We start from the raw sequence: 14,817 nt of genomic DNA, 5'->3' as shown, positions 1-14,817 counted from the left end.
TTACAAGTCTACACCGAATAACGATTTAACAACACCTTTTGGAGATGCCCGATGGCTCACCACGCACGCTGGACTTTGTCGCAAGTCACCGCTCTGTTCGAAAAACCCTTGCTGGAGCTGCTGTTTGAAGCGCAGCAGGTTCACCGCCAACATTTCGATCCGCGCCAGGTTCAGGTCAGTACGTTACTGTCGATCAAAACCGGCGCCTGCCCGGAAGATTGTAAATACTGCCCGCAAAGTGCCCGTTACAAAACCGGGCTGGAGTCCGAACGCCTGATGGAAGTGGAGCAGGTGCTGGAGTCCGCCCGCAAGGCGAAGCTGGCCGGCTCCACCCGTTTTTGCATGGGCGCGGCCTGGAAAAACCCGCATGACCGGGATATGCCCTATCTGGAGCAGATGGTCGAAGGGGTAAAAGCCATGGGGCTGGAAGCCTGTATGACGCTCGGGACGTTGAATGAAAGTCAGGCACAGCGTCTTGCCAGTGCCGGGCTGGATTACTACAACCACAACCTTGATACCTCACCAGAGTTCTACGGCAATATCATCACCACCCGTACCTATCAGGAGCGTCTCGACACGCTGGATAAGGTCCGTGACGCCGGGATCAAAGTCTGCTCCGGCGGCATTGTCGGTTTGGGGGAAACGGTGAACGATCGTGCCGGGTTGTTACTGCAACTGGCTAATCTGCCGACACCGCCGGAAAGCGTGCCGATCAATATGCTGGTGAAAGTCAAAGGTACGCCGCTGGCGGACAATGAGGATGTCGATGCGTTCGACTTTATCCGCACCATTGCCGTGGCCCGGATCATGATGCCGACTTCGTACGTGCGTCTCTCCGCCGGTCGCGAGCAGATGAATGAACAAACCCAGGCGATGTGTTTTATGGCTGGGGCGAACTCCGTGTTCTACGGCTGCAAATTGCTGACCACGCCAAACCCGGAAGAGGACAAAGATTTGCAACTGTTCCGCAAACTGGGGATGAACCCGCAGCAAACCGAAGTGCGCAGCGGCGATAACGAACAACAGCAGCAGCTTGAAGCGCAGCTTCTGCATGCGGATACCGACCAGTATTACAACGCGGCTGCCGTATGACCTGGCAACAACGCATCGATGTCGCGCTGGCTGAACGCCGCGCGGCAGATGCCCTGCGCACGCGACATCCCGTTGCCCAGGGGGCTGGGCGCTGGCTGACGGTGGGTGAACGGCGCTTTTGTAACTTTTCCAGCAACGATTACCTGGGTTTAAGCCAGCATCCCTTGGTGGTTCATGCCTGGCAGCAGGGGGCCGAACGCTATGGCGTCGGCAGTGGCGGTTCAGGCCATGTCAGCGGTCATACCGTGGCGCATCAGGCGCTGGAAAGCGAACTGGCGGACTGGCTCGGCTACGCGCGTGCGCTGCTGTTTATCTCCGGTTTTTCCGCCAACCAGGCGGTGATTGCGGCGCTGACCGGCAAAGACGATCGTATTGTCGCTGACAAACTGAGCCACGCCTCGTTGCTGGAAGCCGCCAGCCACAGCCCGGCGCAGCTCCGACGCTTTGCCCATAACGATGCCGATCACCTGGCGGCGTTGCTGGCAAAACCCATTGCCGGGCAACAACTGGTGGTCACCGAAGGCATTTTCAGTATGGATGGCGACAGCGCACCGCTTCGTACCCTTGCCGCTGCTGCCCGGCACGCCCACGCGTGGCTGATGGTGGATGATGCACACGGAACGGGCGTGGTCGGCGAGCAGGGTAGAGGCAGTTGCCATGTGCATGGCATTACGCCGGAGATCCTGATCGTCACTTTCGGTAAAGGGTTTGGCGTGAGCGGCGCGGCCGTGCTCTGTAGCGATAGCGTTGCTGATTATTTGCTGCAATTTGCCCGCCATCTTATTTACAGCACCTCGATGCCGCCTGCCCAGGCGATGGCGCTGAGTGCCGCATTGCAGGTGATCCGCAGCCCGGAAGGGAATCATCGTCGGCAACACCTGGCCGCGCTGATCGCCCGCTTTCGCCACGGCGCAGCGCAGCTTGGCATGGACGTGACCGATTCGCAGAGCGCGATTCAGCCGCTGATCGTCGGCGAAAACGCCCGTGCATTGCGCCTGGCTGAGCGTTTGCGGCAGCGCGGGTGTTGGGTGACGGCTATTCGCCCACCCACAGTGCCGCCGGGCACGGCGCGCCTGCGTTTAACCCTGACGGCGGCGCATCAGGCTGAAGATATCGAACGCTTGCTGGAGGCGCTGGATGGCAGTGAATAAACAGGCTATCGCCGCCGCTTTTGGCCGGGCGGCGCAGAGCTATTGCCAGCACGACGAGCTGCAACGTTTGAGTGCGGATGTGCTGCTTGCGCAACTGAATAACACCTCGCCATTGCATGTGTTGGATGCCGGCTGTGGACCCGGCAGTATGAGCCGTTACTGGCGCGGGCAGGGCAGCGAGGTCACCGCGCTGGATCTCTCACCGACGATGCTGGATGAAGCCCGTCGCCTGCACAGTGCACAGCGTTATGTGACCGGGGATATCGAAGCATTGCCCTTTGAGGATGCCTCTTTTTCGCTGGCGTGGAGCAACCTGGCGGTGCAGTGGTGTGAGGATTTGCGCCAGGCGATTGGCGAACTGCACCGCGTCACGCGCCCAGGCGGACACATTGCATTTACCACGCTGGTGGAGGATTCATTGCCAGAGCTGAATCTGGCGTGGCGCGCGGTTGATCACCATCCACACGCAAACCGTTTTTTGCCTTTACCCGCTATCCACCAGGCATTGCAGGGCTGGCGGTTGCGCAGCGGCGTGGAGCGCATCACCCTCTGTTTTGAAGATGCCACCCAGGCGTTGCGTTCGTTAAAAGGTATTGGCGCGACACATTTACATGCGGGCAGGCAGCAGGGGCTGACGCGCAGCAAACTGCAACGTTTACAACTGGCCTGGCCGCAACAGCAGGGGAAATGTCCTCTGACGTACCATCTTTTTTGGGGAGTGATCACGCGTGAGTGAACGGTATTTTGTCACCGGAACAGACACGGAAGTAGGGAAAACGGTAGCCAGTTGTGCGCTGTTGCAGGCGGCGAATCTGCGCGGTTTACGCAGTGCCGGTTACAAGCCGGTGGCGTCCGGCAGCGAAATGACCGCGAAAGGGCTGCGTAATAGCGATGCGTTAGCGCTACAGTTGCACAGTAGTCTGCCGCTGGATTACCACAGCGTTAATCCCTACACCTTTGCCGAGCCAACATCGCCGCATATTGTCAGCGCAGATGTGGGCGAGCCGATCGAGGCGGCGGTGATGTCCGCCGGGTTACGCAATCTATCAGGGCAGGCTGAATGGCTGCTGGTGGAGGGCGCAGGCGGTTGGTTTACGCCGTTGTCGGAGACGCTGACCTTTGCCGACTGGGTCGTGCAGGAGCAATTGCCGGTGATCCTTGTGGTGGGGGTGAAACTGGGCTGTATCAATCATGCGATGTTGACTGCGCAGGCGATACGACAGTCGGGGTTAAGGCTGGCAGGCTGGATTGCGAATGATGTGGTGAAGCCGGGTAAGCGCCATGCTGAATATCTGGCGACGCTTCGGCGCGTGATGCAGGCTCCGCTGATTGGCGAAATCCCCTGGTTTGCCCACGCGCCGGAAAAAGAGAGAACGGGTCATTATCTTGATCTCAGCGTGTTGAATCCGGTGTCATCCAGTGCGACAACATCCGATCGTCCAGTTGCTTAACTTCCCCTTCGGCAACGCTACGTCCCCGGTGAAGCAGACAGAAGCGGTCAGCAACCCGGCGGATAAAGGCAAGCTGTTGCTCGGCCAGTAAAATAGTGATGCCGAAGTCCTGGTTAAGCCGCACGATCAGATTGCCCAGTTTATGCACAAAGGCCTGGCCCAGCCCGCGCGTTGGCTCATCAAGGATTAATAACCGCGGGTGCGTCACCAGCGCTCGCGCCATCGCCAGTTGCTGTTGATTATCTTCCGACAACCCCGCGCCGCGGGTCTTGCGCAGCGTGTATAGCTCCGGGAAGAGATCGTAGATATCCTGGCTCACCGCATTGCGTGCTGCGCCTCCGGCCATCATGGCAATATGCAGATTTTCCTCGACGGTCAGTTGCGAAAATATCCGCCGGTCTTGCGGCACATAGCCCATTCCCATCGCGCAGCGATGTTCAGCCTGCACATTCAGCAGGTCGCGCGGCGGTGCGCCCGCTTCCTGCCAGATCATGCTGCCGCTCTCAACGGGCAAATAGCCGGTAATGCAGTTTATCAGCGTGGTTTTGCCCATCCCCGGCAGCCCGATGACGGACGTGCAGACGCCGGGGGTTAAATCGAGATCGATATTCCATAAGGTATGCTGGTTACCGTAATACTGGTTCACTGCACGTAAGCTCAACATGGTCCGCTCCTTCTTCCGGATCTGGTGACACAGGGATATTGCAAAAGGCTTGCCAGAACGTGAAAAAGGCTTTTTTTTCGGATACGACCGATCTCAGTGGTATTTAAAATGCCGGGAAGGGAGATCGCAGGGAAAAATCCTGCACTTTGCCAGTGCTTGTAGTGACGAATTGTGGTGCAGCAAAGCCACGAAGTGTGAGAAGGATCTCATGCAGATCTCGCGTTTCGTTAGCTGATAATAATCAAAAAGAAGTGATAAAAATTTTTTAATCCCCCCCGGCTGGGACGAAATGGGAATTGGGCGGAGGGCGGGGTATCCGGCCTGGCGGCAGTTATCCACTATTCCTGTGGATAACCTTGTGTATTAGAGTTAGAAAACGCACGGCAAGCGAGAAGGGACGCGGCTTTCGCCTGAATTGGTGCGAAACACGGCTTTTTGTGATTTCTTTTTTATATCAGCTGGTTATGTAAAAGCAATGCCTGTAAGAAAAGTGTCACTGGCCGCCACAAAACTTTCACCGACTGGCTTGACAATTGTTAAAAGAGAAAAAGTTCTGGGGATAACCGCAAAGGTCTGGTGTTTTATCTTGCTGGCGAAGAAATTTCAGGAGCGAACGTGTGCCATGACCCCGGGTAGAACAAATTGCGTCATTCGCTACTGTTTTTTCATCCAGTATTATGTGTTGGCAAAAGTAACCAGGGTGAGTAAAATAGGTTACCTGCTCGCTCATTCCTTCACCAGGTAGCCATCCATGAGTAAACCGTTCAAACTGAATTCCGCTTTTCGCCCTTCCGGCGACCAGCCTGAAGCTATCCGTCGTCTCAAGGAAGGCCTGGAAGACGGTCTTGCGCACCAAACGCTGCTCGGGGTAACCGGTTCAGGAAAGACGTTCACCGTCGCCAACGTCATTGCCGATTTGCAGCGTCCCACCATGGTGCTGGCGCCCAACAAGACGCTGGCCGCGCAGCTATACGGTGAGATGAAGGAGTTTTTTCCGGACAATGCCGTGGAGTATTTCGTCTCCTACTACGACTACTATCAACCGGAAGCCTATGTTCCCAGCTCGGACACATTTATCGAAAAAGACGCCTCGGTTAACGAACATATCGAGCAGATGCGCTTGTCGGCAACCAAAGCGTTGCTGGAGCGGCGCGATGTGATTGTGGTGGCATCGGTCTCGGCGATTTACGGTCTGGGCGATCCGGATCTGTACCTGAAAATGATGCTGCATTTGACCAATGGGATGATTATCGATCAGCGTTCGATTCTGCGCCGCCTGGCGGAGTTGCAGTACACCCGTAACGATCAGGCTTTCCAGCGCGGTACGTTTCGCGTTCGCGGCGAGGTGATCGATATTTTCCCCGCAGAATCGGACGATCTTGCTCTGCGCGTGGAGTTGTTCGACGAAGAGGTTGAGCGTCTGTCGCTGTTTGACCCGCTTACCGGGCATGTGGAATCGACGGTGCAGCGTTTCACCATCTATCCGAAGACGCACTACGTGACACCGCGTGAGCGCATCGTGCAGGCGATGGAAGAGATTAAAGAGGAGCTCGCCGAGCGGCGCAAATCGCTACTCGCGAACAATAAGCTGCTGGAAGAGCAGCGACTCAGCCAGCGCACGCAGTTCGATCTGGAGATGATGAACGAACTGGGTTATTGCTCCGGTATTGAAAACTACTCCCGCTTTCTCTCCGGTCGCGGGCCGGGCGAACCGCCGCCGACGTTGTTCGACTACCTGCCGGCCGACGGGTTGCTGGTTATCGATGAGTCTCACGTTACCATTCCGCAAATCGGCGGTATGTACCGTGGTGACCGGGCGCGTAAAGAGACGCTGGTCGAGTATGGCTTCCGCCTGCCTTCCGCGCTGGATAACCGCCCGCTGAAGTTCGAAGAGTTTGAAGCGCTGGCGCCGCAGTCTATCTATGTCTCGGCGACGCCGGGCAACTACGAACTGGAAAAATCGGGCAACGAAGTGATTGACCAGGTGGTGCGCCCAACCGGTCTGCTTGATCCGGTAATTGAAGTGCGCCCGGTGGCGACACAGGTTGACGATTTACTGTCTGAAATTCGTAAACGTTCGGCAATTAACGAACGCGTGCTGGTCACGACCCTGACCAAACGAATGGCGGAAGACCTCACCGAATACCTTGAAGAACATGGCGAGAAGGTGCGCTATCTGCACTCCGATATAGATACCGTCGAGCGTATGGAGATTATCCGCGACCTGCGTCTGGGTGAGTTTGATGTGCTGGTGGGCATTAACTTACTGCGTGAGGGGCTGGATATGCCGGAAGTGTCGCTGGTGGCGATTCTGGATGCCGACAAAGAGGGCTTCCTGCGTTCTGAACGTTCGCTTATTCAGACCATCGGACGTGCGGCGCGTAACATTAACGGTAAGGCGATTCTGTACGGCGATAAAATCACGCCGTCGATGGCGAAGGCGATAGGTGAAACCGAACGCCGCCGCGAGAAACAGCAGCACTACAACGAAGAGCACGGCATTACGCCGCAGGGCCTGAACAAGAAAGTGGTGGATATTCTGGCGATGGGCGAGGGGCTGGCGAAAACCCGGGCGAAGGGGCGTGGGAAATCCAGAACGCCTGCCCAGGTGGAAGCGGCTGAGCTGGCGCTGACGCCGAAAGCGCTGCAGCAGAAAATTCACGAGCTGGAAGGGCAGATGATGCAGCACGCGCAAAACCTCGAGTTCGAGGAGGCGGCGAAAGTGCGCGATCAGTTACATCAACTGCGGGATTTGTTTATTGCAGCGTCATAATTTGCGTTTCGTCACACATTAAGGCGATCTGCCTGACTCGCCTTAATGTTGACTTAATACTGCGCTGACACACTAACCTCCGCTTTACTGAGGAGAGTGTGATGCAACAAATTAATCTTCGTGAGTTTTTCGCCGTCGCGTTTGCACTGGCGTTAATCATTGGTTTCAGCCATCTGTGGGTGCTGACGTATTGATCATACTCCGCGGGCTATCGGGTGAAACTTAACCCAGGCCCGCACGCCCGACTGTGTTTTCCGGTTGTGCAAAAAGAACTGTGCATCGTGCAGTTGCGCAATGCGTGACACGATGCTCAGGCCCAGCCCGGTGCCGCCATAGCGGCTATCCATGCGCACAAAAGCTTTGCTTAGCTCGCCGCTGCGACTCTCGTCTATTCCCGGACCTTCATCCTCAACGGCCAGAACCGGCGTTACCGCGCGCTCGATGTGGATAGTGATAGTTGAGCCGGCAGGACTGTAGCGGTGCGCATTCTCCACCAGGTTTCTCACCAGTACCCGCAACAGCGTCACATCTCCGGAAACCGGAATGGTCTGCGCATTGTCGGGTAACGCTAATTTCTGTTGCCGCCCGGCAAGCATCGTTTCCAGTTCGCTTTGAATCGGCATCACCACGTCTTCCAGCAGCATCACCTGCTGATAACTGCCCGCTGAAAAAGATTGCCCGACCCGCGCCAGTTGCAGGAGTTGCGCAATGTTCTCGGTCATCTGGTCAAGGCGCTGCACCAGCGGATCGACAGTGATGCCGCTGGTTTTTGCCATCAGCTCAAGATGCAGACGTAACCCGGCCAGCGGGGTGCGCAATTCGTGAGCGACATCGGCGGTAAACAGACGTTCCCGTTCCAGCGTCAGCGTCAGACGCGACACCAGCTCGTTGATCGATGAGGTCACGGCTTCCACTTCACTGACGCTGTTATTGAGCGTAATGGGTTGCAGATTATCAGGGGTGCGTTTATTCAGTTCCTGCTGGAGCTCTGATAACGGGCTGGTGATGTTTTTGACCGCCTGCATGCAGATCAGCAACGCGAGGCCGACAATCAGCAGACTGGGCACCAACAGGCTGGCGACCGCTTCACGGACTTCATGCTCAACCTGTTTGTGATTGTTGTGGTTATGCATGGCGCTTTGCACCAGCAACTGGATTTGCTCCTCGCTTTCATGCCATAGCCAGAAGACGCTAATCAACTGGCAAAACACCAGAATACCGCCAATGGTTAGCAACAACCGGCGGCGCATGCTCCAGCGCCTGAAATCGAAGATCGCCATAACTCAGTCCCGGTCCCCGGCATGCACCAGCATATAGCCAAACCCTCTGACGGTGCGGATACGGGACTTCCCGATTTTATCCCGCAGGTTATGAATATGGACTTCCAGCGTGTTGGTCGAGGGCTCGTTGTCCCAGTTGTAGATATCGTTGTAGAGGATTTCTCTGTGTACCGGGCTGTCGGCTTTTAGCATCAGGCGCGACAACAGAGCGTACTCTTTCGGCGTTAAGTCCAGCAACTGGCCGTCCCGCCATGCCTGGCGGCGGGTGACATTCAGCGTCAGGTTGCCGTGCGTGATTTCGTTGTCGCCTTCATTATGGCGGCGGCGCAGCAGCGCACGGATGCGGGCATTCAGCTCATCCAGGGCGAAGGGTTTGACCAGATAATCGTCCGCGCCGGTATCCAGCCCGGTAACACGGTCCTCCAGCGTATCGCGTGCGGTCAGGATCAGTACCGGCTGGGTGAACTTTTCCCGACGCAGCCGGGTGAGCAAATGTAAACCGTCTTCATCCGGCAGCCCTAAATCGAGCACGATTAAACTGTAATGCCCGTTAGCCAGACACAGCGTGGCTTCATGCGCTGTCGAGACGCCATCGCAGGCGTATCCTTCACTCTGCATGGCCAGAATCAACCCCTGCAGCAGCAGGGCATCGTCTTCAATTACCAGAATTTTCATTTAGCCTGCTCCCGGCATGACGTTAACAGATCGTCCTGGGCACGGTACTCTTTCGTGCTGACGCCCAGTATACCCAACATGGTCGGGAAGAGATTATCCTGCGAGACTTCCCGCTCCCGCGCATTCTTTTGCAGACACTGATTATTGACGCCGTAACGCTGTTGATAGTCATCAGACAGCCAGATCAACATCGGCACATGTTTCTGCGTTTCCGGTGCAATGGAATACGGCAGACCGTGCAAATAAACGCCATTTTCACCCAGTGATTCCCCGTGGTCTGAGAGGTAGACCAGGCTGGTGGTAAATCTATCCTGTTTTGATTGCAGCAATTTAATCGCTTTATCAACAATGTAGTCGACGTACAGAATAGTATTATCGTAAGTATTGACCAGTTGTTGCTGTGAGCAGGTCTGAATTTCATTGGTGTCGCAGGTTGGCGTAAATTTACGGAACTGCGGCGGGTAGCGGTTGTAATAGGTCGGCCCGTGGCTACCAATGGTGTGCAATACGATTATCCCATCGCCTTGCAAGGCATCAATATAGTCAGCAAGACCGCGGAATAAGATCTCATCCTGGCACTCCCCTTCAATACAGAGGTCGGGCAGGTTTAATTGCGTCATATCCTGGGTCGGTACGCGGGTGCATGCGCCTTTGCAGCCACCGTCATTTTCATTCCACAGCACCTTAATCCCGGCGCGCTGAATAATATCCAGCAACCCTTCCTGATGCGCGGCAAGTTGATCGTCGTAATGGGCGCGTCCCATACCGGAAAACATGCAAGGTACGGAAATTGCCGTCGCCGTTCCGCACGAGGCGGTATTCGGGAAATAGGCGACATTGTCCTGTTTTAACAGCGGGTTAGTTTCGCGCTCATAACCGCCGAGAGAGAAGTCCGCCGCACGGGATGTTTCCCCGAGTACCAGAATGGTGAGGTTTTTCCGTGGGCCGTTTTGCATTTCCGGACGCTGACGCGCATCTTCGCCTATTTTCACCAGCGGCAGGTTTGCGGTTTGATTATGGGAATACCATGACAGCGAGGCGGTAATAGAGTTTGACGGACTCAGTGATTTCACCAGCTCTTTATTATTGCGAAACAGCGAGGCGTAATCTTTATAAAACAGCAGTGCCACCAGCACGATGAGCAGCGCGGAAATGACCACGCTGATAATGCGCAATGCGATACTGCGCAGGGCGGAGCGCGCGGGCTTAATTTTGATCCACCAGGCGATGACAATCGCCAGTACGGCGGTTAATAACAACGTCAGCACCATTTTTGTCGACAGCAGGGCGAAACTTTCCGCCGGGGTGGTGTCGAGAATATTGGTGATCATTGAGCGGTCAATAATGATGCCGAATGTCGAAATAAAATATTGCGCGGCGGCGCTGACCAGGACAAAGAGGGTAATGATCAGGCGATCGAGAAAAACAAATGACGCCAGCGACAGCACAATATTAATAACGCTGAACGCCACCACTGGCATGGAAAGAAACACCAGCCAGTTACGCAATGAGTTAACCGGTAGCAGAGTGAAAACCTGATGATAAAAAACGACATTCAGGGCCAGAGCGATATAAAGCGCAAAGAGGATAATAAACGTGAGGCGGCTTAAGGTTGGCCGACGAAAGTGAAACATAGCGTACCTGGATCCTGCAAAGAATGTGACACGAGGATGACAGTTTTTTTTTAAGACAACCTTAAGAAATTAAGAAAGGTATCGGCAGGTCACAAAAATAACCTGCCGGAGGTTTAACCGAGTTGCTGTACTGCTTTTTCCAGCGCGGCGCGCAGGAGATGGCGATCGTGGCGATAGGGGATATCGCTGGCTTCCAGAACATCCTGAATGATCAGGCGATCGCTGACGTTGCTGACATCCACTTTTGGCCCGACAATGGCGGCATCAATTATTTTTCTGCCGACATACTGCTCCATAATGGTCAGTTTATCGCTCAGTTTCAGGCTGGCGGCCGCCGGGCTTAACTCTTTACCCAGGTTCGCAATATAGACCACCGGCGCTGGCGTGCGGCGCAATGCCTGCGACAGATCCTCAAGCAGCAGCAGCGGCAGCAAACTGGTATAAAAACTGCCCGGACCGATTAAAATTAAATCCGCTTCGGCAATGGCCTGCACCGCTTCACGAGTGGCATGCACTTTTGGAAACAGCATCAATTCCTGAATCGGCGCGTGCAATTGATCGACGTTCACTTCGCCATAAACATGATGCCCTTCGCTGTCGGTGGCCATTAAATCGACAGGCTGTTCCGACATCGGAATTAAAAACGCGTCCACCTTTAATAAATTGCGAATTAAATTGATGGCTTCCAGAGGCCGCACGCTCAGGTGGTCCAGCGCCTTTAACATCAGATTTCCGAGGTTATGCCCGGAAAGTTCGCCATTACCGCTAAAACGATACTCAAACATGGCCGACGCAACGCTGGGTTCGGTGATCAACTGGTTCAGACAGTTGCGCATATCCCCCCAGGCGATCCCGCCTTCGGAACGTCGAATACGCCCGGTTGATCCGCCGTTATCCGTGGTGGTGACAATGCCGGTAAGCCGCGATCCCAGCGAAGAGAGCGAAGACATCACACGCCCGAGACCATGCCCGCCGCCCAGCGCGACAACACGATCCAGGTCTGCAAGTGTGCGATTACGCATAGTGATTCCTTATGAAGAATTATCCCGATACGTTAGCGCAAATACCACCAAAAGACGATGCCGCGCAGAGTGGAAAATGACACATATCAAGGCAAAAACGCGATTTTCACGTACTCTGTACTGAAAGTGCACGATCATGTCGCTATATATGTCTTTATATAACGATTATCGTGATAGCGAAAGCCCGACTATCGCGCTACTATCGCCATAAGCAATGTTAGCGTGACTAACAAAATATACACTCAAGCCTTTGCGCCTAAGTCGAAAGATACGGGGCACTGGCCGTGACGGAACCCGCAACGGTTCCTGTCGCCAGGGTGCAGGAAGAAATGACTGCATCTCCCGTATTTGGAAAGGTGTAAATGACTTCACAACTTACCGATGCGTTCGCGCGTAAGTTCTATTACTTGCGTTTGTCGATCACTGATGTGTGCAATTTTCGTTGCACCTACTGCCTGCCGGACGGTTACAAGCCGGGCGGCATCAACAACAACGGCTTTCTCGGCGTCGATGAAATTCGTCGGGTAACACGCGCCTTCAGCGCCATGGGCACGGAAAAAGTACGCCTGACAGGCGGTGAGCCGTCGCTGCGACGCGATTTCCCCGATATTATCGCCGCGGTGCGCGAAAACAGCGCTATCCGCCAGATTGCCGTCACCACCAACGGTTACCGGCTTGCTCGTGATGTCGCCCTGTGGCGCGACGCCGGGCTCACGGCCATTAACGTCAGCCTCGACAGTCTCGATGCCCGCCAGTTTCATGCCATTACTGGCCAGGATAAGTTTCAGCAGGTGATGGACGGTATCGATGCCGCTTTCGCTGCGGGCTTTGCTAAAGTCAAAGTCAACACGGTACTGATGCGCGACGTTAACCATCACCAGCTCGACACCTTTCTGGCGTGGATCAAATCACGTCCTGTCCAGCTACGCTTTATTGAACTGATGGAGACCGGAGAGGGCAGCGAGCTGTTTCGCAACCATCATATCTCCGGCATGGTGCTGCGCGATCAACTGCTACAACGCGGTTGGATCCATCAATTGCGCCAGCGTAGCGACGGCCCGGCGCAGGTGTTTTGCCACCCGGATTACGCCGGGGAAATCGGTCTTATCATGCCTTATGAAAAAGACTTCTGCGCCAGTTGCAATCGCCTGCGCGTGTCGTCGACCGGCAAACTGCATTTATGCCTGTTTGGCGATGGCGGCGTGAATTTACGCGACCTGCTACAGGACGACGCACAGCAAGCGATGCTGGAACAGCGTATTGCCGCCGCGCTCACGCACAAAAAGCAGACGCATTTCCTGCATCAGGGCAATACAGGTATTACGCAAAACCTTTCATACATTGGCGGGTAATCGCCGCAAGGAGAATGAGATGAGTCAGGTCAGCGCTGAGTTTATCCCGGTGAAATTGGCTATTCTGACGGTGTCTAACCGTCGCGGCGAAGAGGATGATACCTCCGGCCACTGGCTGCGCGACGCCGCGCACGATGCCGGTCACCAGATGGTGGATAAGGCGATTGTCAAAGAGAACCGTTATGCCATTCGCGCGCAGGTTTCCGCGTGGATCGCCCGCGACGACGTGCAGGTGGTATTGATCACCGGCGGCACCGGCTTCACCGACGGCGATCAGGCACCGGAAGCGTTGTTGCCGCTGTTCGACCGTGAAATCCAGGGGTTTGGCGAAGTGTTCCGCATGCTCTCTTTTGAGGAGATTGGCACCGCAACACTGCAGTCCCGTGCGGTGGCGGGCATTGCCAATAAAACGCTGATTTTTGCCATGCCGGGGTCGACCAAAGCCTGTCGTACCGCATGGGAAAACATCATTGCGCCGCAGCTGGATGCGCGTACACGTCCCTGTAATTTCCATCCCCATTTTAAGAAATAAGTTATGTCACAACTGACCCATATTAATGCCGATGGCGAAGCGCATATGGTCGATGTCTCCGCGAAAGCGGAAACCGTACGCGAAGCCCGCGCCGAAGCATTCGTCACCATGTTACCGCAAACACTGGCCATGATTATCGACGGCAGCCATCACAAAGGTGATGTGTTCGCCACCGCGCGCATTGCCGGGATCCAGGCGGCCAAACGCACCTGGGAGCTGATCCCGCTGTGCCACCCGTTGCTGCTGAGCAAAGTGGAAGTGCAGTTGCAGGCGCAGCCGGAACACAACCGTGTACGCATTGAAGCACTGTGCCGCCTGACCGGGAAAACCGGCGTGGAAATGGAAGCGCTGACCGCAGCCTCTGTTGCGGCGCTGACCATTTATGACATGTGCAAAGCCGTGCAGAAAGATATGGTGATTGGCCCGGTGCGCCTGCTGGCGAAAAGCGGCGGCAAGTCCGGGGATTTCAGGGGGGACAGCGATGATTAAGATCCTTTTTTTCGCGCAGGTGCGCGAGCTGGTGGGCTGTGACAGCATGGCGTCTGACACCGTTTTTCCCACCGTCGAGGCGCTGCGTCAGCATCTGGCGGCGCAAGGCGAACGCTGGGCGCTGGCACTGGAAGAGGGCAAATTGCTGGCGGCAGTCAACCAGACGCTGGTCACGTTTGATCACCCGCTGAGCAGCGGTGATGAAGTGGCTTTTTTCCCACCGGTGACCGGGGGCTGAAATGAGTGAAACACGGATTTGCGTCGAACATGCCGCTTTCAACGTCGGCGATGAATACACCTGGCTGGCGGCGCGCGATGAGGACGGCGCGGTGGTCACCTTTACCGGCAAAGTGCGTAACCACAATCTCGGTGACAGCGTCAGCGCGTTGACGCTCGAACACTATCCGGGGATGACGGAACGCTCGCTGGCGGAAATAGTCAGTGAAGCGCGCGCCCGTTGGCCGCTGGGGCGGGTCACGGTCTACCACCGCGTTGGCGAGCTATGGCCGGGCGATGAAATTGTTTTTGTCGGCGTCGCCAGCGCCCATCGCAGCAGCGCGTTTGACGCCGGGCAGTTTATTATGGATTACCTGAAAACCCGCGCGCCTTTCTGGAAGCGCGAAGCCACCCCCGAAGGCGAGCGCTGGGTTGAAGCCCGCGACAGCGACAAGCAGGCGGCAAAGCGTTGGTAATGCGTTGAAC

General features: G+C 55.7%; 15 protein-coding genes and 1 riboswitch. Of the genes, 10 read left to right on the top strand and 5 right to left on the bottom strand.

Annotated elements, in window-relative coordinates; translation table 11 throughout:
* Window positions 1–51 precede the first annotated feature (51 nt).
* From bioB to bioD, 4 genes are read left to right on the top strand one after another with little or no spacing between them, the layout of a single operon-like run.
* The gene (bioB, locus tag ACQ3G7_RS04045; RefSeq protein WP_263097457.1) at window positions 52–1,092 is read left to right on the top strand and encodes a biotin synthase BioB; all 1,041 of its coding nucleotides are present in this window, start codon (window positions 52–54) and stop codon (window positions 1,090–1,092) included.
* The gene (gene bioF / locus ACQ3G7_RS04040; RefSeq protein ID WP_430888942.1) at window positions 1,089–2,243 is read left to right on the top strand and encodes an 8-amino-7-oxononanoate synthase; all 1,155 of its coding nucleotides are present in this window, start codon (window positions 1,089–1,091) and stop codon (window positions 2,241–2,243) included. The genes bioB and bioF overlap by 4 nt, the downstream gene beginning before the upstream one ends.
* Window positions 2,230–2,979: a malonyl-ACP O-methyltransferase BioC gene (gene bioC, locus ACQ3G7_RS04035; RefSeq protein WP_430888941.1), complete on the top strand. Its 750-nt coding sequence runs from the start codon at window positions 2,230–2,232 to the stop codon at window positions 2,977–2,979. The genes bioF and bioC overlap by 14 nt, the downstream gene beginning before the upstream one ends.
* On the top strand, window positions 2,972–3,694 hold the full coding sequence (gene bioD, locus ACQ3G7_RS04030; RefSeq protein WP_430888940.1) for a dethiobiotin synthase: 723 nt from the start codon (window positions 2,972–2,974) through the stop codon (window positions 3,692–3,694). The genes bioC and bioD overlap by 8 nt, the downstream gene beginning before the upstream one ends.
* Here the strand turns inward: bioD and ACQ3G7_RS04025 are convergent.
* Window positions 3,636–4,358: an ABC transporter ATP-binding protein gene (locus ACQ3G7_RS04025; RefSeq protein WP_263097453.1), complete on the bottom strand. Its 723-nt coding sequence runs from the start codon at window positions 4,356–4,358 to the stop codon at window positions 3,636–3,638. The genes bioD and ACQ3G7_RS04025 overlap by 59 nt on opposite strands.
* Window positions 4,359–5,109: 751 nt before the next feature.
* On the opposite strand from ACQ3G7_RS04025, the gene uvrB reads away from it, so the two are divergent.
* Window positions 5,110–7,131 (top strand): excinuclease ABC subunit UvrB, encoded by a 2,022-nt coding sequence (gene uvrB, locus ACQ3G7_RS04020; protein ID WP_263097452.1) that lies wholly within the window; start codon window positions 5,110–5,112, stop codon window positions 7,129–7,131.
* Window positions 7,132–7,325: 194 nt separating this feature from the next.
* Here the strand turns inward: uvrB and pmrB are convergent, their stop codons facing one another.
* The 4 genes from pmrB to yvcK all read right to left on the bottom strand — a co-directional run bounded on the left by pmrB (window position 7,326) and on the right by yvcK (window position 11,742).
* Complete coding sequence (gene pmrB, locus ACQ3G7_RS04015; protein ID WP_430888939.1) at window positions 7,326–8,411, bottom strand: two-component system sensor histidine kinase PmrB; 1,086 nt, start codon at window positions 8,409–8,411, stop codon at window positions 7,326–7,328.
* Between the two features lie 3 nt (window positions 8,412–8,414).
* Window positions 8,415–9,086 carry a two-component system response regulator PmrA gene (gene pmrA / locus ACQ3G7_RS04010; RefSeq protein ID WP_263097450.1) on the bottom strand — a complete coding sequence of 224 codons (672 nt, stop codon included), beginning with the start codon at window positions 9,084–9,086 and terminating at the stop codon, window positions 8,415–8,417.
* A complete protein-coding gene (gene eptA, locus ACQ3G7_RS04005; protein WP_430888938.1) occupies window positions 9,083–10,720 on the bottom strand; it encodes a phosphoethanolamine transferase EptA in 1,638 nt (545 codons plus the stop codon). The genes pmrA and eptA overlap by 4 nt, the downstream gene beginning before the upstream one ends.
* Before the next feature lie 113 nt (window positions 10,721–10,833).
* Window positions 10,834–11,742, bottom strand: coding sequence for a uridine diphosphate-N-acetylglucosamine-binding protein YvcK (gene yvcK, locus ACQ3G7_RS04000; protein WP_263097448.1), 909 nt, complete (start codon window positions 11,740–11,742; stop codon window positions 10,834–10,836).
* Between the two features lie 227 nt (window positions 11,743–11,969).
* Window positions 11,970–12,117, top strand: a riboswitch (molybdenum cofactor riboswitch).
* Between yvcK and moaA the strand changes: the two genes are divergently transcribed.
* The 5 genes from moaA to moaE all read left to right on the top strand — a co-directional run bounded on the left by moaA (window position 12,105) and on the right by moaE (window position 14,807).
* The gene (gene moaA / locus ACQ3G7_RS03995; protein WP_430888937.1) at window positions 12,105–13,094 is read left to right on the top strand and encodes a GTP 3',8-cyclase MoaA; all 990 of its coding nucleotides are present in this window, start codon (window positions 12,105–12,107) and stop codon (window positions 13,092–13,094) included. Its footprint overlaps the riboswitch before it by 13 nt.
* A gap of 19 nt (window positions 13,095–13,113) precedes the next feature.
* On the top strand, window positions 13,114–13,626 hold the full coding sequence (gene moaB, locus ACQ3G7_RS03990; protein ID WP_263097446.1) for a molybdenum cofactor biosynthesis protein B: 513 nt from the start codon (window positions 13,114–13,116) through the stop codon (window positions 13,624–13,626).
* 3 nt (window positions 13,627–13,629) lie between these two features.
* Entirely contained in the window at window positions 13,630–14,115 is a 486-nt protein-coding gene (moaC, locus tag ACQ3G7_RS03985; RefSeq protein ID WP_430888936.1) for a cyclic pyranopterin monophosphate synthase MoaC, read from the top strand.
* Entirely contained in the window at window positions 14,108–14,353 is a 246-nt protein-coding gene (moaD, locus tag ACQ3G7_RS03980) for a molybdopterin synthase sulfur carrier subunit (protein ID WP_263097444.1), read from the top strand. The genes moaC and moaD overlap by 8 nt, the downstream gene beginning before the upstream one ends.
* A gap of 1 nt (window position 14,354) precedes the next feature.
* A complete protein-coding gene (gene moaE / locus ACQ3G7_RS03975) occupies window positions 14,355–14,807 on the top strand; it encodes a molybdopterin synthase catalytic subunit MoaE (protein ID WP_263097443.1) in 453 nt (150 codons plus the stop codon).
* Window positions 14,808–14,817 lie beyond the last annotated feature (10 nt).

Origin of the sequence: Kosakonia sp. N21, from assembly GCF_050587465.1 — a bacterium.
Taxonomy (GTDB): Bacteria; Pseudomonadota; Gammaproteobacteria; order Enterobacterales; family Enterobacteriaceae.
This window is presented reverse-complemented; position numbering and strand designations above follow the sequence as displayed.